Source organism: Micromonospora sp. SL4-19 (assembly GCF_047921475.1).
Lineage (GTDB): Bacteria > Actinomycetota > Actinomycetes > Mycobacteriales > Micromonosporaceae > Micromonospora.
Genome location: NZ_JBLROB010000014.1, coordinates 105,148 through 126,076, shown reverse-complemented (window position 1 = coordinate 126,076; position 20,929 = coordinate 105,148). Strand labels below are relative to the sequence as shown.

The 20,929-nt window shown below is 71.7% G+C and carries 19 protein-coding genes, 2 tRNA genes, 1 other RNA gene and 1 pseudogene; 14 read left to right on the top strand and 9 right to left on the bottom strand.

The genetic code is table 11. The annotated features are described in order from the left end of the window. Positions 1-52: 52 nt before the first annotated feature. Complete coding sequence (locus ACNAVT_RS18825) at positions 53-1,723, bottom strand: DUF885 domain-containing protein (protein ID WP_416297942.1); 1,671 nt, start codon at positions 1,721-1,723, stop codon at positions 53-55. 167 nt (positions 1,724-1,890) lie between these two features. Here ACNAVT_RS18825 and ACNAVT_RS18820 point away from each other — a divergent pair. Next, positions 1,891-3,065, top strand: a pseudogene (locus ACNAVT_RS18820) (DMT family transporter); the annotation flags it as partial. Here the strand turns inward: ACNAVT_RS18820 and ACNAVT_RS18815 are convergent. Continuing rightward, positions 2,948-4,018: a PHP domain-containing protein gene (locus ACNAVT_RS18815; RefSeq protein WP_416297940.1), complete on the bottom strand. Its 1,071-nt coding sequence runs from the start codon at positions 4,016-4,018 to the stop codon at positions 2,948-2,950. The pseudogene ACNAVT_RS18820 and the gene ACNAVT_RS18815 sit on opposite strands and share 118 nt — an antisense overlap. Before the next feature lie 69 nt (positions 4,019-4,087). Next, positions 4,088-4,867 (bottom strand): M23 family metallopeptidase, encoded by a 780-nt coding sequence (locus ACNAVT_RS18810; protein ID WP_416297938.1) that lies wholly within the window; start codon positions 4,865-4,867, stop codon positions 4,088-4,090. A 126-nt stretch (positions 4,868-4,993) separates the two neighbouring features. Here ACNAVT_RS18810 and ACNAVT_RS18805 point away from each other — a divergent pair, with 126 nt between their 5' ends. From ACNAVT_RS18805 to ACNAVT_RS18790, 4 genes are all read left to right on the top strand, one after another. Further along, complete coding sequence (locus ACNAVT_RS18805) at positions 4,994-5,386, top strand: hypothetical protein (RefSeq protein ID WP_416297936.1); 393 nt, start codon at positions 4,994-4,996, stop codon at positions 5,384-5,386. A 73-nt stretch (positions 5,387-5,459) separates the two neighbouring features. Continuing rightward, positions 5,460-5,630: a hypothetical protein gene (locus ACNAVT_RS18800; protein WP_416297934.1), complete on the top strand. Its 171-nt coding sequence runs from the start codon at positions 5,460-5,462 to the stop codon at positions 5,628-5,630. A gap of 118 nt (positions 5,631-5,748) precedes the next feature. Then, on the top strand, positions 5,749-6,276 hold the full coding sequence (locus ACNAVT_RS18795) for a tRNA adenosine deaminase-associated protein (protein ID WP_416297932.1): 528 nt from the start codon (positions 5,749-5,751) through the stop codon (positions 6,274-6,276). Then, positions 6,266-6,907 (top strand): nucleoside deaminase, encoded by a 642-nt coding sequence (locus ACNAVT_RS18790; protein ID WP_416297930.1) that lies wholly within the window; start codon positions 6,266-6,268, stop codon positions 6,905-6,907. Before ACNAVT_RS18795 ends, ACNAVT_RS18790 begins: the two co-directional genes overlap by 11 nt. A 9-nt stretch (positions 6,908-6,916) precedes the next feature. On the opposite strand, the gene ACNAVT_RS18785 is transcribed toward ACNAVT_RS18790, so the two are convergent. The 3 genes from ACNAVT_RS18785 to deoD all read right to left on the bottom strand — a co-directional run bounded on the left by ACNAVT_RS18785 (position 6,917) and on the right by deoD (position 8,836). After that, positions 6,917-7,384 (bottom strand): acyl-CoA thioesterase, encoded by a 468-nt coding sequence (locus ACNAVT_RS18785; protein ID WP_416297928.1) that lies wholly within the window; start codon positions 7,382-7,384, stop codon positions 6,917-6,919. After that, positions 7,381-8,019: a TetR/AcrR family transcriptional regulator gene (locus tag ACNAVT_RS18780; protein WP_416297926.1), complete on the bottom strand. Its 639-nt coding sequence runs from the start codon at positions 8,017-8,019 to the stop codon at positions 7,381-7,383. Before ACNAVT_RS18780 ends, ACNAVT_RS18785 begins: the two co-directional genes overlap by 4 nt. A gap of 109 nt (positions 8,020-8,128) precedes the next feature. After that, entirely contained in the window at positions 8,129-8,836 is a 708-nt protein-coding gene (gene deoD, locus ACNAVT_RS18775; protein ID WP_393178498.1) for a purine-nucleoside phosphorylase, read from the bottom strand. A gap of 75 nt (positions 8,837-8,911) precedes the next feature. Here deoD and ACNAVT_RS18770 point away from each other — a divergent pair. Both ACNAVT_RS18770 and ACNAVT_RS18765 read left to right on the top strand, forming a co-directional pair. After that, a tRNA-Ser gene (locus ACNAVT_RS18770) sits at positions 8,912-8,998 on the top strand. A 135-nt stretch (positions 8,999-9,133) separates the two neighbouring features. Next, complete coding sequence (locus tag ACNAVT_RS18765) at positions 9,134-10,036, top strand: phosphotransferase enzyme family protein (RefSeq protein ID WP_416297923.1); 903 nt, start codon at positions 9,134-9,136, stop codon at positions 10,034-10,036. On the opposite strand, the gene ACNAVT_RS18760 is transcribed toward ACNAVT_RS18765, so the two are convergent. Both ACNAVT_RS18760 and ACNAVT_RS18755 read right to left on the bottom strand, forming a co-directional pair. Continuing rightward, positions 10,021-10,515 (bottom strand): hypothetical protein, encoded by a 495-nt coding sequence (locus ACNAVT_RS18760; protein WP_416297963.1) that lies wholly within the window; start codon positions 10,513-10,515, stop codon positions 10,021-10,023. The genes ACNAVT_RS18765 and ACNAVT_RS18760 overlap by 16 nt on opposite strands. A gap of 32 nt (positions 10,516-10,547) precedes the next feature. Then, positions 10,548-11,327, bottom strand: a complete 780-nt coding sequence (locus tag ACNAVT_RS18755) for a hypothetical protein (RefSeq protein ID WP_416297921.1) — start codon at positions 11,325-11,327, stop codon at positions 10,548-10,550. 158 nt (positions 11,328-11,485) lie between these two features. On the opposite strand from ACNAVT_RS18755, the gene ACNAVT_RS18750 reads away from it, so the two are divergent. After that, positions 11,486-12,364 (top strand): hypothetical protein, encoded by an 879-nt coding sequence (locus tag ACNAVT_RS18750; RefSeq protein WP_416297919.1) that lies wholly within the window; start codon positions 11,486-11,488, stop codon positions 12,362-12,364. A gap of 344 nt (positions 12,365-12,708) precedes the next feature. Then, positions 12,709-14,754, top strand: a complete 2,046-nt coding sequence (locus ACNAVT_RS18745) for a S8 family serine peptidase (protein WP_416297917.1) — start codon at positions 12,709-12,711, stop codon at positions 14,752-14,754. A gap of 284 nt (positions 14,755-15,038) precedes the next feature. On the opposite strand, the gene ACNAVT_RS18740 is transcribed toward ACNAVT_RS18745, so the two are convergent. After that, positions 15,039-15,123, bottom strand: a tRNA-Ser gene (locus ACNAVT_RS18740). 82 nt (positions 15,124-15,205) lie between these two features. Here ACNAVT_RS18740 and ffs point away from each other — a divergent pair. From ffs to ACNAVT_RS18715, 5 genes are all read left to right on the top strand, one after another. Further along, positions 15,206-15,295: signal recognition particle sRNA small type (ffs, locus tag ACNAVT_RS18735), an RNA gene on the top strand. A 107-nt stretch (positions 15,296-15,402) separates the two neighbouring features. Further along, the gene (locus tag ACNAVT_RS18730; RefSeq protein WP_416297915.1) at positions 15,403-17,931 is read left to right on the top strand and encodes a DNA polymerase III subunit gamma and tau; all 2,529 of its coding nucleotides are present in this window, start codon (positions 15,403-15,405) and stop codon (positions 17,929-17,931) included. 108 nt (positions 17,932-18,039) lie between these two features. Then, positions 18,040-18,348: a YbaB/EbfC family nucleoid-associated protein gene (locus ACNAVT_RS18725; RefSeq protein WP_416297961.1), complete on the top strand. Its 309-nt coding sequence runs from the start codon at positions 18,040-18,042 to the stop codon at positions 18,346-18,348. Between the two features lie 8 nt (positions 18,349-18,356). Then, positions 18,357-18,950 carry a recombination mediator RecR gene (recR, locus tag ACNAVT_RS18720; protein ID WP_148793057.1) on the top strand — a complete coding sequence of 198 codons (594 nt, stop codon included), beginning with the start codon at positions 18,357-18,359 and terminating at the stop codon, positions 18,948-18,950. A 287-nt stretch (positions 18,951-19,237) separates the two neighbouring features. Next, positions 19,238-20,911 carry an ABC transporter substrate-binding protein gene (locus ACNAVT_RS18715; RefSeq protein WP_416297913.1) on the top strand — a complete coding sequence of 558 codons (1,674 nt, stop codon included), beginning with the start codon at positions 19,238-19,240 and terminating at the stop codon, positions 20,909-20,911. Positions 20,912-20,929 lie beyond the last annotated feature (18 nt).

Sequence of the window (20,929 nt, the reverse complement as noted above, 5' to 3'; positions counted from 1 at the left end):
GCGAAACGGCCGGGAGCCGGAGAACATCTCCGACTCCCGGCCGTTGGTCGTCTCAGAGCCGGGCCAGCGCCCGGCGCAGCGGGTCGAGCCCCAGCGAGCCCAGGTCGAGCGCCTGGCGGTGGAACTCCTTGAGGTCGAAGTCGGCGCCCTTGCGGGCCTTCGCCTCGTCCCGGGCCTCGAGCCAGATCCGCTCGCCCACCTTGTACGAGGGGGCCTGCCCCGGCCAGCCCAGGTAGCGGTTCAGCTCGAAGCGCAGGTTCTCGTCCGGCACGCGGCAGTGCGCCCGCATGAACTCCCAGCCCAGCTCCGGCGTCCACCGCTCGCCCGGGTGGAAGCCGAACGGGTTGTCCTTCGGGATCTCCAGCTCCAGGTGCATGCCGATGTCGACGATCACCCGGGCCGCGCGGAACGCCTGCCCGTCGAGCATGCCGAGCTTGTCCCCCGGGTCCTCGAGGTAGCCCAGGTCGTCCATCAGCCGCTCGGAGTAGAGCGCCCAACCCTCACCGTGCCCGGAGACCCAGCAGAGCAGCCGCTGCCAACGGTTGAGCAGGTCGGCCCGGACCGCGGTCTGGGCGACCTGGAGGTGGTGGCCCGGCACGCCCTCGTGGTAGACCGTGGTCACCTCCCGCCAGGTGGAGAAGTCGGTGATGCCCTGCGGCACCGCCCACCACATCCGGCCCGGCCGCGAGAAGTCCTCGCTCGGGCCGGTGTAGTAGATCGCGCCGTCACTGGTCGGGGCGAGGCAGCACTCGATCCGGCGGACCTGCTCCGGGATGTCGAAGTGGGTGCCGTGCAGCTCGCTGATCGCCTTGTCGGCGAGCGCCTGCATCCAGTCCCGGAACGCCTCCTTGCCCTGGATCGTCCGGGCCGGGTCGGCGTCCAGCGCCCTGACAGCGTCGTCGACACTGGCACCGGGACCCACGATGCGCCCGGCCACCACTCGCATTTCGGCCTCGAGGCGGGCCAGCTCCGCGAACCCCCAGGCGTACGTCTCGTCGAGGTCGACCTTGGCGCCGAGGAAGTACTGCGAGGCCAGCTCGTACCGCTCCCGGCCGGCGGCCTGCTTCTGCCGGCCATGGGGGGCAAGCTCGGTGCGGAGGAACTGCCCGAACCCGGCGGTGGCCGCGGTCGCGGCGGCGGCGCCCTTGCGCAGCTCGGCCCCGAGCGCGCCGTCGGCACCGAGCCGCTCGGCCAGGCCGTGGAAGAAGTTGTCGCCGTTCGGGTCGGTCCAGATGTCGCACTGCTTGGCGACCTCGACCAGCTGCACCTGTGAGCTGATCTTCCCGGCCGCGGCCGACTCGCGCAGCGTCCGCTTGTAGCCCTCCAGGGCGGCGGGGAAGCGGTTGAGCCGGGTGGCGATGTTGGCCTTGGCGTCGTCGCCCTCGGTCGGCATGAGGTCGAAGATCATGCGGATCTCGTGCAGCCCGCTGGCGATCACGTTGACCTCGCTGGCGGTCTCGCCCGCTTCGTACCGGGCGAGATCCAGGCCGAGGCGCTCCTGCATCGCCTCCTTGGCGGTCCGCTCGGCCTCCGAGTCGGGCTCGGTCACGTCGAGGTCGACGAGGGTGCGTCGGACCAGGTCGGCGCGGGCCGCGTATCCCTCCGGAGAGAGGTCGTCGAGCTGGTCGTCGTAGCCGGCGATGCCGACATAGGTGGCGCCGGTCGGGCTCAGCGGGGCCCAGTCGGCCACGTACCGGTTGGCGAGGTCATCGATTCGTCCCACGCTGCGACCCTACGTGACCCCGGCGCCTCGTTGTCGACCGTGTTTGCCGTGTTCAGGGCGGCAGCTGTGCCGGATCGAAGTCGGTCGGAACGGCGGTTGCCGTGACGGTCGACACGGCGTCCGATTTTCGCGGGACTTCGTCGTACCCCTGCGGCAGAGTGTCAGGGGTGACGGCGGACTTGACTCCTGACCGGGCGGCGCTGCGGAGCTGGCTGCCCGGTTTTCTCGCGCTCGGGGTGATCTGGGGTTCCAGCTTCCTCTTCATCAAGGTCGGGGTGACGGAGCTGCACCCGTGGCACCTCACCCTCTACCGGGTGGCCACCGGCGCGGCGACCCTGCTGGTGGTGCTGGCCGTGCTGCGTGACCGCCTGCCGCGGGAACCCCGGATCTGGGCGCACCTGCTGGTGGTCGCCGCCTTCGGCGTAACCCTGCCGTTCACCCTGTTCGGCTTCGGCGAGCAGCGGGTGGAGTCGATGCTCGCCGGCATCTGGAACGCCACCACGCCACTGATCGTGCTGCCGCTGGCGGTGCTGGTCTTCCGCACCGAGCGGCTGACCGTGCGGCGGGCGGTCGGGCTCGGGCTGGGCTTCGCCGGTGTGCTGGTGGTCCTCGGCGTCTGGGAGGGCGTGGGCGGGTCGCACTTCATCGGCCAGCTCATGTGCCTGGGAGCGGCAGCCTGCTACGGCGTGGCGATCCCGTACCAGAAGAAGTTCATCGCGGGCAGTGCATATTCCGGCCTGTCGCTGTCGGCGGCGCAGCTGCTGGTCGCGACGGCGCAGCTCGCGGTGGTCGCGCCGCTGATGGCTGGGGCGCCGCCGGTGCCCACCGGCCTGTCCGCGCGGGTGGTTGCCAGCGTGCTGGCACTCGGCGCGCTCGGCACCGGGCTGGCTTTCGTGATCAACCTGCGCAACATCCGGGTGGCCGGGGCGAGCACGGCGTCCACCGTCACGTACCTGATCCCGGTCTTCGCGGTGCTGGTCGGCGCCGTGGTGCTCGGCGAGCGGATGAACTGGCACCAGCCGGTGGGCGCGCTGATCGTGCTGCTCGGCGTGGCGGTGGCGCAGGGGGTCCTGGGCCGGCGCCGGGCGCGCCGAGCTGTCGCCGCTCCCGACGTGCCGGCCGCCGCGCCACCACCCGCTGAGCCGGCCCTCGGCCGCTGAGCCGGCCGCCACGCCGGCCCCTGGTGTCGTCAGCAGACCGGCGAGGGTGCGGTGTCCGGGCGGGTCAGCGGCGGGTGCCCGCCCACTTGACCAGGCGATCCGCCTTCCAGGTGTTGACCACCCGGTTCGCCGGGACGCCGCAGAGCGCCGCGCGTTCGCAGCCGAAGCGCTGCCAGTCCAGCTGGCCAGGCGCGTGCGCGTCGGTGTTGATGGCGAACCGGCAGCCGGCCTCCAGGGCGCGGCGGATCAGCCGCTTCGGCGGATCCTGCCGCTCCGGACGGGAGTTGATCTCGACGGCCACGCCGTGGTCCGCGCAGGCCGCGAAGACCGCGTCCGCGTCGAAGTCGCTCTCCGCGCGGGTACGTGCGCGGTGCCCCCGGTCGCCCGGTCCCATCACCCCCGCCGGGCGGGACGACACCATCCGGCCGGTGCAGTGGCCGAGGATGTCCAGGTGCGGGTTGGCGATCGCGGCCAGCATCCGCCGGGTCATCTTTGCCCGGTCGTCGTTCAGGCCGCTGTGCACCGAGCCGACCACCACGTCGAGCCGGGCGAGGAGTTCCTCGTCCTGGTCCAGCGACCCGTCCGCGAGGATGTCCACCTCGATGCCGGTGAGGATGCGGAAGCCCTTGGGGAGGGCGTCGTTCACCGCGGCCACGTGGTCGAGCTGCTTGCGCAGCCGCTCCGCGGTCAGCCCCCGGGCCACCTTCAACCGGGGTGAGTGGTCGGTCAGCACCAGATACTCGTGCCCCAGTTCGACCGCCGCCAGGGCCATCTCCTCGATCGGTGATCCACCGTCCGACCAGTCGGAGTGGGTGTGGCAGTCACCGCGCAGCGCGTCCCGCAGCGCCGCGGCCGCCGCGTCCAGGTCGGTGCCCTCGGTGGCGACCAGGCGGCGCAGGTAGACGGGCTCCTCGCCGGCCAGCGACTCGGCCACGCAGCGGGCGGTGACGTCGCCGACCCCGGCCAGCTCGGTCAGCTTGCCGTTGTGCGCGCGCTCGGCCACCTCCCCGGCAGGCAGCGCGGCGAGCGCGTTGGCCGCCGACCGGAACGCCCGGACCCGATAGGTGGCCTCATTCGCCCTCTCCAGCAGGAACGCGATCCGACGCAGGTCGGCGATGGGATCCCGGGCACTCATGCTCTGCAACCTACGCGTCCGTGTCGCCGGTCGCCGACTGTCGCGCGAAGTGTCGGGAGTGGACGGCGGTCAGCCGGCGCCGCTGGTCGTGGCCGGGGCCTTCGGGCAGCCATGGCGGCGCTGCCACGCGGTCACCTCGGCGGCCGGCCCGCGGTTGCCCCGCTTCCGCCACGAGTTCAGGTACGGGGCCGGCCAGATAACGCCCCGGCGGATCCACCAGTCGTCGTGGCCCTGGCACTCGGGGGAGAGGCCGAAGTGCAGGTGGCACACGTTGTTGGCGTTGCCGGTGTGCCCGACCTTGCCGAGCAGTTGGCCGGCGCGGACGCGTACGCCCGGGTCGATGCCGTCGGCGACGGCGCTCAGATGCGACCCGTAGTACCGAACCCCGTCGTCGCCGAGCAGGGAGACCGACAGGCCCCCGTTGTAGGGCCCGAGCGGGCCGCGCTTGGTGAACCGGTCCACCCGGCTCACCTCGAGGACCTGACCGTCGGTGACCGCGACGAACGGCTCGCCGCAGTCGGCGAAGATGTCCGTCCCCGGGTACGCCGAGTGCGTCGGGTGGTAGGCGACGTTTTTCGCGTCGACCGGGAAGACGTGCCGCAGCGGCGCTCGGGTCGGCGACGCCGCGGGGGACGCGGATGTCGGCGACGCCGCAGGGGACGCGGATGCCGGCGCCGCGCCGGGCCCGGGGGTGCCCTGCCCGGCGGTGGCCGCGGCGCTCGGACTCTCCGTCACGTGGCCCGCCGTGGCCGTCGGCCGGTCGGTGGCGCATGCCGCCAGGACCGGCACGAGCAGCAGCAGGATCGGGTACGCCGACCGCGGCCGGCGTCCGATCGATCGCGAGCGCATCCGGTCATCCTGGCAGACCACTACCGTAGGGACGAACGCCGTGCCCGTTCCGCGTCCGTCCGGGACCCGGGACGGTAGCTCTGCGTGACGCCGGTACGTCCACCGTCGGTGAAGGGAGCAGGGGCTATGAACGGGTGGCACGCCGTACCCGGTGGGCCCGGCCCGGGCCCGGCCCGCCCGGTGCCGCGTACCCCCTCGGGGCTCTTCCCCGCCGGGGCTCCGATGCGGCCGACCTGGCGCGAGCCGTACCCGGTCACCGGCGGCGGCGTCGCGGCCGGCGCCGTGACCGCCTTTGCCTGGCTGCTCCTGTTCGGCCTGCTCGGAGACGATGTGCCCAGCTACGCATGGTGGACGGTGCTCGCCGGCGGGCTGGCCTGGCTGGCCGCCGGAGTGCTGGTCCGGTACGGCGACCGGGGGGTGGCCACCGGGATCGCGATCGTCACCGCCGGTGGGTGGAGCCTCGCCGCGGCCATCGTCGCGGTTCGCTGGGCGCAGGCCGGAGACTGGCCGCTCTGGTGACCATGCGTGGCTGCTCCACTGCGCAGCGAAGGCCGTCTTGACGTACGCGCGGTGACGGTTCACGCTCGCGTGTATGGCCTGGACCACCCCGCCGCGGCTCGACCCCGAGCGGAGCCGTCGCCGTCTGCAACTCCTCGCCGAGTTGGCCGGTGCTCGCACCGTACGTCAGCGCGAGCGGCCGCAGCGGGCCCGTACCGAGCGCCTGCGTCAGCTCATCGCCACCCGCCGGCGCATCGCCGGCTGACCGACTTTCTCCAGGAACGGCCGGCCCTTCGGGGCGTTGACCGGTCGCCTGCCGACCCGACCGGTTAACGTGCACGCGTGACGAGTCGGCGTGCTGCCGAGGCCAATTTGGGGGGACCGTGTCGTACTTCGCTGCTGCCGTGGCGCGCGTCGAGGGCAGCTGGACCGCCGACGAGGTGAACCTACGGGGTGCCACCGACATCGACGAGGTCGCCGACCGGCTCCGCGACGTCGAGCCGGACGCCGACCTGTCCCTGCTCTTCGTCGAGGCCGACGATACGTACCTGGTGATCCTGCGCTTGGACGACGGGGAGGACCTGCGGGTCTTCGGCTCCGACTCCGCGTACGCCGAGGAGTCCCGGCTCGGTGCCCTGCTGGTCGGTGACCTGAAGACATCGGTCACCGGGCTGGAGGACACCGACGAGCCGCGGGCGGCCACCGGCGGCGACGACGAGAACGAGCAGCCGGCGGTGGACCCGGAGGCCGACCCGGTGGGCGACGCGGACATGCTCGCCGATCTGGGCATCTCGGCGCAGAAGCTGCTGTCCCTCTGCGGCCACGAGGGGATGATGCCGGCCGACGTCACCGCCGAGATCTGCCAGGTGCTCGGCTGCGCGGACGAGGTCGAGGAGCTGCGTGGGATCTGAGCCGCCCGCATCGGTGCCGTCCGGCGGCGGGGAGCCGGCCGACGTCACCGATCCGGCGCTGGAGACCGTACGCCCCGGACAACCCACCCCGGGCGCGGTGGGCCGGGTCGGCCCCGGCGCGGACGAGGGGCTGGCCAATCCGGGTGGCACAGGCCGCCGGCGGCGGCACGAGCTGTGGATGCGGCGGGCCCTGGAGGTCGCGGTGACCGGACCGGACAGCCGCCCGGCGGAGGACGGCGAGGCCGCCGTCGACGACGTCCCGGTCGGCGCGATCGTCTACGGCCCGGACGGCGCCGAACTGGCGATCGGGCGCAACGAGCGGGAGCTGACCGGGGACCCGACCGCCCACGCCGAGGTGCTGGCGCTGCGCCGGGCCGCCGAGCGGCTGGGCACCTGGCGGCTGGCGGGCTGCACCCTGGTGGTGACGCTGGAGCCGTGCACGATGTGCGCGGGCGCGATCGCGCTGGCCCGGATCTCGGCGGTGGTGTTCGGTGCCTGGGAGCCCAAGACCGGTGCGGTCGGCTCGCTCTGGGACGTGCTGCGTGACCGCCGCGTCACCCACCGCCCCGAGGTCTACGGCGGGGTGCTGGAGACGGAGAGCGGGGCGCTTCTGCGTGCCTTCTTCCGCTGACCCGCTGGGTCAGGCGGGCACGGCGGCGGGGCGCAGCAGGGTGGCGGCGACCGCTCGGGCCGTGTCGGTCCACGCGGTGGGACGCAGGGTTGCCGGGTCCAGTCGGACGATCGACCGGGTTCCGTCGGCGTACCGGGTGTGGCCGTCCATCGAGCGGAACTCGAAGGCGTACCGCGCGCTGCTGGTGCCGAAGTGTTCGAGCCAGAAGTGCACGGCCACCGGCCCGGTCCCGGTGATCGGGGTCCGGTAGCTGATGGTGAACTCGCGTACCGCGTGGAACACGTCGGGGGAGCTGTGCTGCCCGCCCTGGAAGGAGATGCCGCGATCGGTCCAGTACGGCGTCAGGGCCCGCTCCAGCAGCACCGCGTACCGGGCGTTGTGCAGGATGCCCATGGCGTCGAGATCGTCGAAGTGCACCGTGACGTGCTCGACGTGACCGAACTCGACGACAGGGCCGCCGACGGTGGCGTGGCTCATGAGAAACCTTCCGATAGCAGGGTCGGATCGGGGCACAGCGCCCGTAGGCGGCTCAGCAGGCCCTGGCGGGCGTGCCGGTAGGTGGTCTCGGGGTCCATCAGCCGGGACCGCATCACGGCGCTGATCCCGAACGCGTCGATCTCGTACGCCAACTGCGGGACGTCGACGCCGGCGGGGAGTTCGCCGAGGTCGACCGCCTCCCGGACGAGGCGTTCGAGGAAGGTGGTCCAGTCGTGGAACGCCTCGGCGAGCCGGTCCCGGACCGGTCCGGGACGGGCGTTGTACTCGAACTCGGCGTTGGCGAAGAAGCAGCCGCCGGGGAGCACCCGCGCGGCGTAGAAATCGATCCGGGCCTCGTGCACGGCCCGGAGTCGTCGTACGCCCCGGGGGGCGCGCAGGGCCGGCTGGATGATCCGCTCCTGCCACTGCGCCACGGCCCGGTCGACGGTGGCCAGCTGGAGGGCCTCCTTGGACCGCCAGTGCGCGAACAGGCCGGATTTGCTCACGCCGAGCGTGTCGGCGAGTTGTGCGAGGGACAGCCCGTGCAGGCCGGCCTCGGTGGCCAGGACCACGGCCGCGTCCAGGACTGCGGTCCGGGTGCGTTCGCCACGGGCGACGCGGCCGTCGGAGGTCATGCAGGCAGCCTAGCCGAAAAAAGCACGACCGGTCGTATTTATTTTTGTGACCCGGAACGCGGCCGCCCCGCCACTTGACCGTGGCGGGGCGGTTGAGGATTCGAACGGGTCAGGCGATGACGGTGTCGAGGGCGACCTCGACCATCTGGCTGAAGGTCTGCTCGCGCTCCGCGGAGGTGGTCTTCTCGCCGGTCTTGATGTGGTCGCTGACGGTCAGGATGGTCAGCGCGCGGGCCTTGAACCGGGCGGCGATCGTGTAGAGCGCCGCCGACTCCATCTCCACCGCCAGCACGCCGTAGTCGGCCAGGGTGTCGTAGAGGTCCGGCCGGTCGGTGTAGAAGGCGTCCGCCGCCAGGATCGGGCCGACGTGCATGGTGATGCCGCGCCGCTCGGCCACCTCGACCGAGGTGCGCAGCAGCCCGAAGTCGGCGACCGGGGCGTAGTCGATCAGCCCGTCGAAGCGCATCCGGTTCATGTTCGAGTCGGTGGACGACCCGATCGCGGCGATCACGTCCCGCAGTTGGAGGTCCTCACTGAGGGCGCCGCAGGAGCCGACCCGGATCAGCGTCTTGACGCCGTACTCGTTGATCAGCTCGTGGGCGTAGATGGAGGCGGAGGGCATGCCCATGCCGGAGCCCTGGACGGAGACCTCGACGCCGTTCCAGCGGCCGGTGAAGCCCAACATGCCGCGGACCGTCGTGTAACACCGGGCGTCCTCGAGGTAGGTCTCCGCGATCCACTTGGCCCGCAGCGGGTCACCCGGCATCAGGACCCGCTCGGCGATCTCTCCCGGCTCAGCGCCGATGTGCGTACTCATGACAGAGATCCTGCCAGGCCGGGCCGGGGGACACCGGTTCGGTATCCAGACCGATGGTCCTGTACCCTACTCGGCGGTGGTGTGTCCGAGTGGCCTAAGGAGCACGCCTCGAAAGCGTGTGAGGGTTTACGCCCTCCGCGGGTTCAAATCCCGCCGCCACCGCTCGTGAATGCGAGGCGCCCGGTCGATCCTGACGGATCGGCCGGGCGTTCCGCTTTCGGAGACAGTTCTATCGAGGCCGCGGGCCCGCCAAAAAGTCGCTCGCCAGTCTCGGGCGCCGCTGCTTGACTTCACCGCGTGATCGACGATGAGCGGTTACGTGCGGGGCTGGCCGACGCCTGGGGCGTCACCGACGCGACGGTGGAGGCGCACCACGGCGGCATGAACTCGGCGACGTGGTTCGTCACCGCAGGCGGCGAGCGATGGGTCGCCAAGGCCGTCGTGCCGGGCTCGCGCCGTTCCTTCCTGGGTGGCCTCACCGTCGCCGGTCACGTCCAAGCGGCCGGAGTCCCGGCGGGCGCTCCCGTGCCGACCAGGCAAGGGCGCGTCGTCGCCGACCTCGACGGGGTCCCGCTCGCGTTGCTGCGGTGGGTGGTCGGCGAGGAACTGTCCGGCCGCACTCGGACTGAGCAGCGATTGATCGGTTCGACCCTCGGCCGGGTGCACGAGGCGTTGCGGGACGTGCGGGTCGCCGACGCCGACCGGTTCCACTGGGTGGACGGCGCAGCGGCGCACCTGGCGCTCCGGCCCTGGGTCCGGCCGGCGGTCGGGGCCGCCGTGGCGGCGTACGACGCTCTTGATCCTGGCACGCTCACCTGGGGCCTGCTGCACACCGATCCCGCGCCGGAGGCCTTCCGGCTGGACGGTCCGTCCGGGACCTGCGGCCTGATCGACTGGAGCGTGGCGATCAGCGGTCCGCTGCTCTACGACCTCGCCTCCGCGGTGATGTACGTCGGAGGCCCACAACGGGCCGACTGCCTGGTCGAGTCGTATCTGGCGTGCCGGACCGTCACCCGGGCGGAGGTGGACCGTGGGTTGCCGGCCATGCTGCGGTTCCGCTGGGCGGTGCAGGCGGACTATTTCGCCCGCCGCCTGGCCACCGGCGACCTGACCGGGATCGCGAGCGACGCCGACAACGAGAAGGGCCTGGCGGACGCCCGCCGCCGGCTGGACCCCGCGTCCGGTCAGCAGGGGCCGTAGCCCTCGTCGAAGAGGCGGCGGGCCCAGTCCGCGTACCCGGCGATGATCTTCTGGACGGTGACGCCGTCATGCAGGAAGAGGTACGCCCGGTCGCCGTCGCGGGCGAGCAGCCCGTCGAACCGGTACGTCCCCTCGGGTGCGAGCAACTCGTCCGCCGACGGGTGGGCGGCGCGTACCTCGTCGACCGGCGTGCCGACGGTGATCCCCTCGGGCGTGCTCATCGGGTCGCCGAGCCAGAGCAGGACGAGGCGGTCGTCGACGAAGATCGGACTGACCGTCTCGTGCCCGGTGAGCGTCGGGCCGCAGGCGTCCACGTCGGTACGCAGCACCCCGCGCCGGGTCAGCTCCGCCTCGGTGACGCCGAACTCGGCGTTGCGCAGCCCGTCGAGGCTGACCACCTCGGCGGCCCCGACCGGTCGGGCCGACGTGTCCGGCCCCGGCGGTCGGGCGCCGCTGCCGGCGATCCAGGCGGCCGCCATCAGCGCGGCGATGAATCCGAATTGTCGAAGCTTCATGCACTCCCCCAGTCCCCAACGGGACCGGGGCGATGAGGTTGCTGGTGCCGGGCGGATTGCCGCAGTTCCCACTCTTCGGCCAGGTCGTCCCAGTAGTCGGCGGAGAGACCGCGCCGGCCGTGCGCCAGCCAGCCGGCCGTGTCTCGTTCCAGGTGCAGGCCCAGCTCGGCGAAGGGGTCGATCCAGGGGCCGGGCTCGGCGCCCAGCTGGACGAGCGCCGCATTGATCGGCCACTCGGCGCGCGGCCCGTCCAGCGCGCCGTCGAAGCGCGGCCCCCAGCTCACCTCGCCGCCCAGCCAGACCACCGCCGACTGGTGGCCCAGCCCGCCGGCGAACTCCGCCTCCAGGTACGCCACCGGCCCCTGCCGTGACCAGCGGGCCAGCAGCTCCGACAACTCCAGTTCGGCTGGCGGCCATAATTCGGCCTCCGCGCCGCCAGGCGGCGCTCCGGACCGAATGAAGGCCGGTCTGTCGCCGCGCCGCGACCTGGAGCCGTCGTCCGACAACGCCAGTTCGGCGCGTCTGTCGCCGCGCCGCGACCTGGAGCCGTCGTCGGCCAGGGCCGGCGAGAGGATCAGTCGGAAGGGGTCCGCCGCGGACGGTTCGCCGGTGGCGAAGTCGGGCAGCCCGCCGGTCAGCTCCTCGACGAGCTGCGGGGTGACCGGCAGCAGCGCGAAGTCCTGGCGGAGCGCGGCGAGGACCGCGTGGTCCAGGTCGACGGTCTGCTCGCGGAGCAGCTCGACGTCGGCGACGACCGCGCTGAGCTGGTAACTCATCCGATCCTCTCGGCGTCCACAGGCTGTGGATGGAACATGTGTACGACGGCTCGTCAGTCCTGAGCGGGCGGTGGGGAGTCGGTCATCCCGAAGGCCGTCACCGTCGCGCCCACCCGGACCGTACCGGGGTTGGGCGTTCTGTGGCACGATCGCTCCCCGTGCGCCTTCCGCGTGTGCTGCTGCTGGTGTCCGCCGCGACGGGCGCGTTCGCTGTGCTGGCGACGCTGTTCTCCGAGACGCGGGCAGCCCTGCAGTCCAGCCTGGTCGCCGCCGTCGCGTTCCTCGGGTACGTGCTGCTGGCCGGCCCGGCGCCGGGTGTGCGGCGGGCGCTGGCCGCAGGCATCGGGCTGTTCGCGGCGGTGATGGCCCTGAAACTGTGGTGGCTTCCCGAGCCGCCGGCCGATGCCGGCTGGCTCATTCCCTTCTACGCGCCGCTGGACGGTGGCGCCCCAGTGGATCTGCACCTGCCAGCCCGCCTCGACCACCTACGTCAGACGATCGAGCAGGACCGGATCGCCGCGGTGGGGCTGCTGCTCGGGGTGCTCTGTCTCGCGGTCGCGGTGCTCGCCCTGCCCGTACAACACCGGCCGAGGCGCACCCTGCTGGCCCGGGTCGTCGCCGTGCTGCTGCTGGTCGTGGTCGCTGTGGACGTCGGGGATCGGGTGAACGATGCCCCGCTGCTCGGCGCGTTCGGCGTCGGCTGGTCTGCGCTGCTGGCGACTCTGGCCGCAGCCGGGATGCTGGCCGCGGCGGGCCGGCGCTCCGACCGGTTCGTGCTGGTGCCGCTCGGGGCGTTGCTGATCGCCGGGACGGCCGCCGCCGACTTCGCCGGCATCATCTCCGCCTGGTCGTCCTGGTGGTCGTTAACTGATGCCAGTCGCGATGCCTTCCTCTCGGTCGGCGTCGCCGGGTCGGTGGGCGGATGGACAGACGTGTCCGCTGCGGTACAGGTCGCGATGGCCCTCGCCGGGCCGACCCTGCTCGCGCTCGGCGCACTGCACGCCTCCCGCGACACCTCAGCCGCCGACCGCCAGTAGTCGCCGATCGCCAGTAGTCGGCGCTCGGCCGACCGTTCGTCTACGGTCGCCGCTCACGAACGAGACGACAAGTGAGACGAAGGCAGGACGGCGCCCGGGCTTCTTCCGTTGACCACCGCGTTCCGGCCGGTAGTGCCTAATGGCGCGGCGGCCCAGGAAGGGCGTCAAATCACGGCATATCGAAGCGGTAGCTCACCTGACTTGCCAAGGCTCACAGGCGTTTACCTGGGCATAGTCATCCGTCCGGCCAAGTGCGCTCTGAGGAAAAGTCTTCCTATGATCGCTCCACTCAAGATCGGGTGACCCCCTCACCCTCCTTCGAAAGGCCCGGGATGCATTCCAGGTTGGGCAGACGTTCCCTCATCGTTACAACAGCGACCAGCCTCGCCGCGGCGTTCGGTGCGGTCCTCGCGCCGAGCGCGGCGGCGGCGGCCGAAGGTCCCAACCTCAGCTACGTCGTCAACGCCGTCGGCAAGGCGCAGACGACTGACGCCGCCGCCGCGGTCACCGAGGCCGGCGGCCAGGTGATGATCTCGTACGCGCAGATCGGCGTGGTCATCGCTCGCTCCACCGACCCCACGTTCGCCCAGAAGGTGAAGACGGTCGCGCACGGCGGCGCCGTCCTCTCCGCGGGTGCCACTCGGACCGCCGCTCTGCCCGCAATGGCCGAGGACACCGAGGCAGTCGACGCCTACACGCCGGACGCCTTGGAGAACGCGACCCGGCAGAGCGACATGATCCTCATCGGCGCCCGTGCGGCCCACGAGGTCAACCTGGGCAGTTCGACGGTCACTGTCGGCGTCTTGGACGACGGCATCGACGCCAACCACCAGGATCTCGCCCCGGTGGTGGACCAGTCGAAGTCGGTGAACTGCGTCGGCACCGGCGCTCCGGACACCACGCCGGGTGCGTGGCGGCCCACCAGCCTCAGCGCCGACTACCACGGTACGCACGTCGCCGGGACCATCGCCGCGGCGAAGAACGGCGTCGGCCTCGTCGGCGTCGCGCCCGGCGTGAAGCTGGCCGCCATCAAGGTCGTCAACCCGGACGGCTTCATCTACCCGGAGTACGCGATCTGCGGCTTCATCTGGGCGGCCGAGCACAACATCCAGGTCACGAACAACAGCTATTACGTCGACCCGTGGCTGTACTGGTGTGAGAGCCAGGCCGACCAGGCGCCGATTGTCGAGGCGGTCCGGCGCGCGGTGGACTACACCACCGAGCACGGCATCCTCAACGTCGCCGCGGCGGGCAACGAGAACCAGGACCTCGCCAACAAGACGGTCGACACGACCAGCCCGGACGACACCAACCCGGTCCGGCGTACCCTCGACCCGAGCTGCCTCGACCTGCCGTCGGAGCTGCCCAACGTGGTGTCGGTGTCGTCGACCACCCAGCCCACCGCCCCCGCGAACGCGGTCGGGCCGTGGTACGCGGGTCTGACCACTCAGCCGGCGCGCTCGTCGTTCTCCAGCTTCGGGCTCGGGGCCGTGGACGTGGCCGCTCCCGGATCGAGCATCTACTCCACCTCGCCGTCGACCGGGGTGGCCAGCTACCGGACGCTGTCCGGCACCTCGATGGCCTCGCCGCACGTGGCCGGCGTCGCCGCGCTGCTGGTGTCCAAGCACCCCGGGGCCACTCCCGACTACATCGCGGAGCTGCTGCGCAAGCAGGCCATTCCGCTGGCCTGCCCCACCTCCGGCACCGACTACACCCAGGGCCGGTGCAAGGTTGACCCGAACAACCCGAAGGTCAACGGCTTCTTCGGTCACGGCTTGGTCAACGCCTACAAGGCGGTCACCGAGGACGAGGACGTGACCGCGCCGACCGTCAAGGTCACCGGGGTCAGCCAGGGTCAGCAGATCACCCTTGGCCAGTCGGTGGCCCCGGGCTGCTCGACCACCGACAGCGACAGCGGCGTCGCCGCGCAGGCTGCTCTGTCCGTCACCGGCGGCCCGATCGGCTACTTCACCGCCACCTGCTCCGGTGCTCGGGACCGTGCCGGCAACAAGGCCGCCCCGGTCAGCGTCACCTACCAGGTGGTCTACGACTGGCAGACCTTCGGGTCGCCGGTCAGCGCCGACAAGGTCAACGTCGTGAAGGCCGGCAGCGCCGTCCCGGTCAAGTTCGGCCTCGGCGGCGACCAGGGTCTCGGCATTCTCGCGGCCGGCTTCCCCAAGCTGCGCGCGACGACGTGTGACACCTCGGCCGCGCAGGAGGTGACCGTGGAGACGGTCACCGCGGGCGCTAGCACCCTGACCTACGACCCGGCCAGCAAGCAGTACCAGTACGTCTGGAAGACGGACAAGTCCCTGGCGAACACCTGTGGGCGCCTGGAACTGACGTTGATCGACGGCACCACCCACTCGGCGAACTTCCTGTTCAAGTAAGGCTCGCCCGCACGGCGGCGGCCCGGGGCTTCCTGCCCCGGGCCGCCACTGCTCTTCCAGTCGCCGGACTCATCCCTGGCCACCACCCGCACGCGGCAACAATCTCCCCGTCGAGTCGTGGTCAGTCCACGGGAGTGCCTATCGCACTGGCTCCGTCACCGCTGCCGGCGGAACCGGGCCAGCCGGATCGACGCTGTCTCGACAACTGAGACGAAAGCGACCGTAGAGACGACTCAGGGCCGGTCCCCGTGGGGCCGGCCCTGTCGTTTTCCTGCTCAAGCGAGCGGAGGATACGAGATTCGAACTCGTGAGGGTGTGAACCCAACACGCTTTCCAAGCGTGCGCCCTAGGCCTCTAGGCGAATCCTCCGCGAGCCAGGATACAGGTCTCCGCCGGGCGGGCCACCCCACCACCCCCTGAAGATCGACGCGGGGTCGGGTAGGCTTGGTGGCACCTCCCGTGCGGCGGTACCTCGTGAACCTCCCCAGGGCCGGAAGGCAGCAAGGATAAGCGAGCTCTGCCGGGTGCACGGGAGGCCTTTCTGTCTCTGGGTGCCGGTAACGTCCCTGCGGGTCAGGTCACGGGGTGGTGGGTGGTCACCCGTGCCCGACCGGCGCAGAATGGCTCGGTCGAGAGGAGGCGGGACGGGTGGCACTGGCCCTTTACCGCAAGTACCGGCCCCGTACGTTCGCCGAGGTCATCGGGCAGGAGCACGTCACGGAGCCGCTGTCGCAGGCGCTGCGTAGCGGGCGGCTGAACCACGCGTACCTCTTCTCCGGCCCCCGCGGCTGCGGCAAGACCTCCAGCGCCCGGATCCTGGCCCGCTCGCTCAACTGCGAGCAGGGTCCCACCCCCGAGCCCTGCGGGCAGTGTGAGTCCTGTCGCTCGCTGGCCACCGACGGCGCCGGCTCGATCGACGTCATCGAGATCGACGCGGCCAGCCACGGCGGCGTCGACGACGCCCGCGAGTTGCGCGAGAAGGCATTCTTCGCACCGGCCCGCAGCCGCTTCAAGATCTATGTCATCGACGAGGCGCACATGGTCTCGTCGGCCGGCTTCAACGCCCTGCTCAAGCTGGTCGAGGAGCCCCCGGAATACGTCAAGTTCATCTTCGCCACCACTGAGCCGGAGAAGGTCCTCGGCACGATCAAGTCGCGGACCCACCACTACCCCTTCCGGCTGATGCCGCCGAAGGTGCTCCGGCCCTACCTGGAGCAGCTCTGCGCGGCGGAGGGGGTCACGGTCGATCCGGCGGTCTTCCCGCTGGTGGTGCGTGCCGGCGGCGGCAGCGCCCGGGACAGCCTCTCCGTGCTCGACCAGCTCATCGCGGGCGCCGGCCCGGAGGGGGTCGGCTACGCCCGGGCCGCCGCGCTGCTCGGCGTCACCGACTCCGCGCTGATCGACGAGATGTGCGACGCGCTCGCCGCCGGGGACGGCGCGGCCGCGTACGCCACCGTCGACCGGGTCGCGGAGGCCGGGCACGACCCCCGTCGGTTCGCCTCGGACCTGCTGGAACGGCTCCGCGACCTGATCGTCATGCAGCAGGTGCCGGATGCCGCTGTCAAGGGTCTCATCGACGGCCCGGACGACCAGATCGAGCGGATGGCCGCCCAGGCCCAGCGGCTCGGCCCGGCCACGCTGTCCCGCTGCGCCGACATCGTGCACAACGGCCTGGTGGAGATGCGCGGCACCACCGCTCCCCGACTGCTGCTCGAGCTGATCTGTGCCCGCATGCTGCTGCCCGGCGTGGACGACTCGGCCGGCGGCCTGCTCCAGCGCCTGGAACGGATGGAACGCCGGCTCACCCTGGGTGGCGCGGAGCTGCCGTCCGCCGCCGCCCCCGTGCCGGTCGCCCCCGCCCCCGAGGTACGCCAGGCGCCGCCCGCCCCGGCCCCGGCCCCGGCCGACCCGGCCCCGGCCCCGGCCGACCCGGCTCCGGCCGGCGGCCCCGGGTCCGTCCCCGCCCGGCGTCCGGCGCCGTCCTCGGCGGTGCTGCCCGACCCGGCCACCCCGGAACCGCCGCGTCCCGGCTCCGCCCCGTCCGGCGCGTTGGACGCCGTCGCCGTACGCCGGGTCTGGCCCGAGGTGGTCGGCAAGGTCAATCGGACCAACAAGCGGATCGCGGCGCTGATGCGCGACGCGGTGGTCCGCGAACTGGACGGCGACACGCTGGTGCTGACCGTGAAGTCGACCGTGCTGGCCAAGATGATGGCCGACCACGCTGCGGTGCTCACCGACGCGCTCTACGAGGAGCTGGGCGGCCGCTGGCAGATCCGCTGCGAGGTGGCCGGCGAGCGGGGCAGCGCGTCGCTCGGCGGCCCGGCCCGGCCGTCCGCACCGGCCCGGCCGACACCCACCCCGTCGAACGGTCCCGGCCTGTCCGGCGCCACGCCCGGGAATCACGCCAGCGGCCCGTCCGGCGGGCCCGGGCGCGGTGCCGCCCGTTCGTCCGATCCGTCCGGTGGCCCGGCGCGGCGACCGGCCGGTCCGGCCGGGCGGGGAGCCGACCCGGCCGGTAGCGACGACGAGGAGGACTGGCCGGAGCCGGCCCGACCCGGTGGTGCCGGGGCCGAGGACCGGCCGGAAGCGGCACGCGCCGGCGTCGACCTGACGGCCGGCGTCGAGGGCGCGGACGACTGGCCGGAGGCCGCGCGCCCGGGTGGGTCGGCAGCCGCGACCACGGCTGCACCGCCCGCCGTGACCACGGCTGCACCGCCCGTCGTGACCACGGCCGCGGCACCGCCCGCTGCGCCCACCGCACCGCCCGCCTCCGTACCGAAGCCGGTCGGAGCGCCGGCCGCGGCGCCGCCGGCCGCGGCGGGCGCGACCGGTGGGGTGAGCAGCGCGATCGCGGCGGCCCGGGCGGCTGCGGCGGCCGCGGCGGCGGGTGGTGGCCCGGGCCGGGGTCCGCGCGGGGCGCAGCCGACTCGGCAGACCGCGGACGCCGACTGGGCCGGCGAGCCGCCCTACGACCCGGACTACGACGGGCCGGTCGGTGGACGCCCGACGAACACGGCCGCGGCGGCGCCCGCCTACGAGGGCTTCGACCCGGGCGACGAGCCGCTGGACGACGTGATCGACGAGCGGACCGCCCGGCAGTCCAGCGAGGAACAGGCGGTACAGCTGCTCCGGGAGGCGTTCGGGGCGGAGAAGATCGACGAGGTCGACGCGCGCTGACCGTGCGTCGACCGCCGGGGAGCCGTGCCGCCGCCCGACTAGGCTGGGCGCGGCCGATCAGACGAGTGCGAGAAGGAGCCATCCGTGCGCCCAGGTGGACAGCCGAACATGCAGCAGATGCTGAAGCAGGCGCAGAAGATGCAGCAGCAGATCGCCAAGGCCCAGGCCGAGCTGGCCGAGGCGGAGCTGACCGGCACCGCGGGCGGTGGCCTGGTCACCGCCACCGTCGCCGGTACCGGTGAGCTGAAGGCGATCAAGATCGACCCCAAGGCGGTCGATCCGGAGGACGTGGAGACCCTGGAGGACCTGGTCGTCGCGGCCGTGCACAACGCCGCCGAGGCGGCCCGGGAGCTGACCGAGACGAAGATGGGTCCGGTCGCGGGCGGGATGGGCGGCCTCGGCCTGCCCGGGTTCTGAGCCGGCAGATGTACGAGGGTGCCATCCAGGACCTGATCGACGAGCTGGGCCGGTTGCCGGGCGTGGGCCCGAAGAGCGCCCAGCGGATCGCCTTCCACGTCCTGTCGGCGGATCCGGCCGACGTGAACCGGTTGGCCGGTGCGTTGCGCAAGGTCAAGGAGCTGGTGCGGTTCTGCACCACCTGCTTCAACGTGGCCGAGTCGGAGCAGTGCCGGATCTGCCGCGACCCGCGGCGCACCGACGAGGTGCTCTGCGTGGTCGAGGAGCCGAAGGACGTGGTGGCGATCGAGCGGACCGGTGAGTTCCGCGGTCGCTACCACGTGCTCGGCGGCGCGATCAACCCGCTGGAGGGGATCGGCCCGGACAACCTGCGCATCCGCGAGCTGATGACCCGGCTGGGCGGGGGTGCGGTCCGCGAGCTGATCCTCGCCACCGATCCGAACACCGAGGGCGAGGCGACGGCGACGTACCTGGCCCTGATGGTCAAGCCGATGGGGATCGCGGTGACCCGGCTGGCCAGTGGCCTGCCGGTCGGCGGTGACCTCGAGTACGCCGACGAGATCACCCTCGGCCGGGCGTTCGAGGGTCGCCGGGCGGTCTGAGCGCCCGTAACGGGCACGGGGAGGCGGAGGCGGGTCGACCATCGTCCGGCGACGCCTCCCCCGTGCCGGGTGGATCGGATTGCGGTGATCCGTCCGTTCCCGCCCGCTGCCCGCCGCTGTGACAGTCCTGTTTGTCAGGAGATCAGTCTCTGTCAGACCCGCGGCTTGGTGTCGGGTTGATAGCGATTGCCTAACGGGCGTTCCGCTCGCTGTGTGTCGTGTCATAGCCTCCCGCTCACGGACTGAGCCACAACTCGGCGTGGTCATGCGCATGACAGAGGTGAGAGATGCAGGCGAGCAGGCTTAAAGCGGCCGTGGCCCTCGCGGCCGCAGCCGCACTGGCGGTCGGGGCGTCCGGCTGTGCCAAGAGTGAGCGCGACGGTGATGGCGGTGGGGCCAAGACTGGCGGCACCTTCGTCTTCGCCGGTGCGGGTGACCCGAAGAACTTCGACCCGATCTTCAACGACGATGGTGAGTCGTTCCGTCCGGCCCGGCAGATGTTCGACACCCTCATCCAGAACAAGCCGGGCACGGCCGACCTGGAGGGCGCCCTGGCCGAGAGCTGGGAGCACGACGCCGAGGGCAAGGTCTGGACCTTCCACCTCCGCAAGGGTGTCAAGTTCCACGACGGCGCCGCCTTCAACGCCGCCGCGGTCTGCTTCAACTTCGACCGCTGGTACAACATGAAGGGCGCTGCCGCCCAGTCGCAGATGCTCTACTACATGGACGTCTTCGGCGGCTTCGCGAACAACGAGAGCCCGGACGCCGGCAAGGCGGTCTACAACAAGTGTGACGCGCCGGACGAGAACACCGCCGTCATCACGATGAACCAGTACAAGGGCGCCTTCCCCGGGGCCTTCGCACTGACCGCGCTGTCGATCGCCAGCCCGGAGGCGCTGAAGAAGTACGACGCCGACACGGTCAAGCAGAACGGCGACTCCTTCGAGTACAGCGCGTTCGCCAACGAGCACCCGGTCGGCACCGGCCCGTTCACCTTCGGCGGCTGGGACAAGGCGAAGAAGGAAATCACCCTGAACCGGAACCCCGACTACTGGGGTACGAAGGCCAAGGTCGACAAGCTGATCATCAAGATCATCGAGGACGAGAACACCCGTAAGCAGGAGCTGCGGGCCGGCACCGTCCAGGGCATCGACTTCCCGGCCCCGGCGGACCGCAAGGCGCTGGAGGGTGAGGGCTTCAACGTCATCAACCGCCCGGCGTTCAACATCCTCTACCTCGGCATCAACCAGAAGAACAACCCGAAGCTGAAGGACCTGCGGGTGCGGCAGGCCATCGCCTACGCCCTCAACCGTCAGCAGCTCGTCCAGACCAAGGGCCCGGGCGGCACCAAGGTCGCCGACGAGTTCATGCCGGACACCGTGCTCGGCTACGCCCCGGACGTGCAAAAGTACGAGTACGACCCGGAGAAGGCCAAGCAGCTGCTCAAGGAGGCCGGGGCCGAGGGTATGACCCTCAACTTCTACTACCCGACCGACGTCTCCCGGCCGTACATGCCGAACCCGCAGGAGATCTACACCGTCCTGGCCAACGACCTGCAGGCCGTCGGCATCAAGGTCAATGGTGTGGCCCGCCCGTGGAACGGTGGCTACAAGGACGACGTGCAGCAGTTCGGCAAGCACGACGTGCACCTTCTCGGCTGGACCGGTGACTACAACGACCCGGGCAACTTCGTCGGCAGCTTCTTCGGTCGCGCGAAGGCCGACTTCGGTGACGCGGCGATGACCGACATGTTCGAGGCCATCGCCAAGGCCGACGGCACGGTCGACGAGGCCGGCAAGAAGGCCGCCTGGGAGCAGGTCAACCGCGACATCGCCGCCAAGTGGCTGCCGGCCGTGCCGATCTGGCACGCCCCGCCGGCCATCGTGGTCGCCAAGGACGTCAAGGGCCTGGTCGCCAGCCCGCTGACCGACGAGCGGTTCAACACGGTCAGCGTCGGCTGACGCTCCACCGACGCCGTA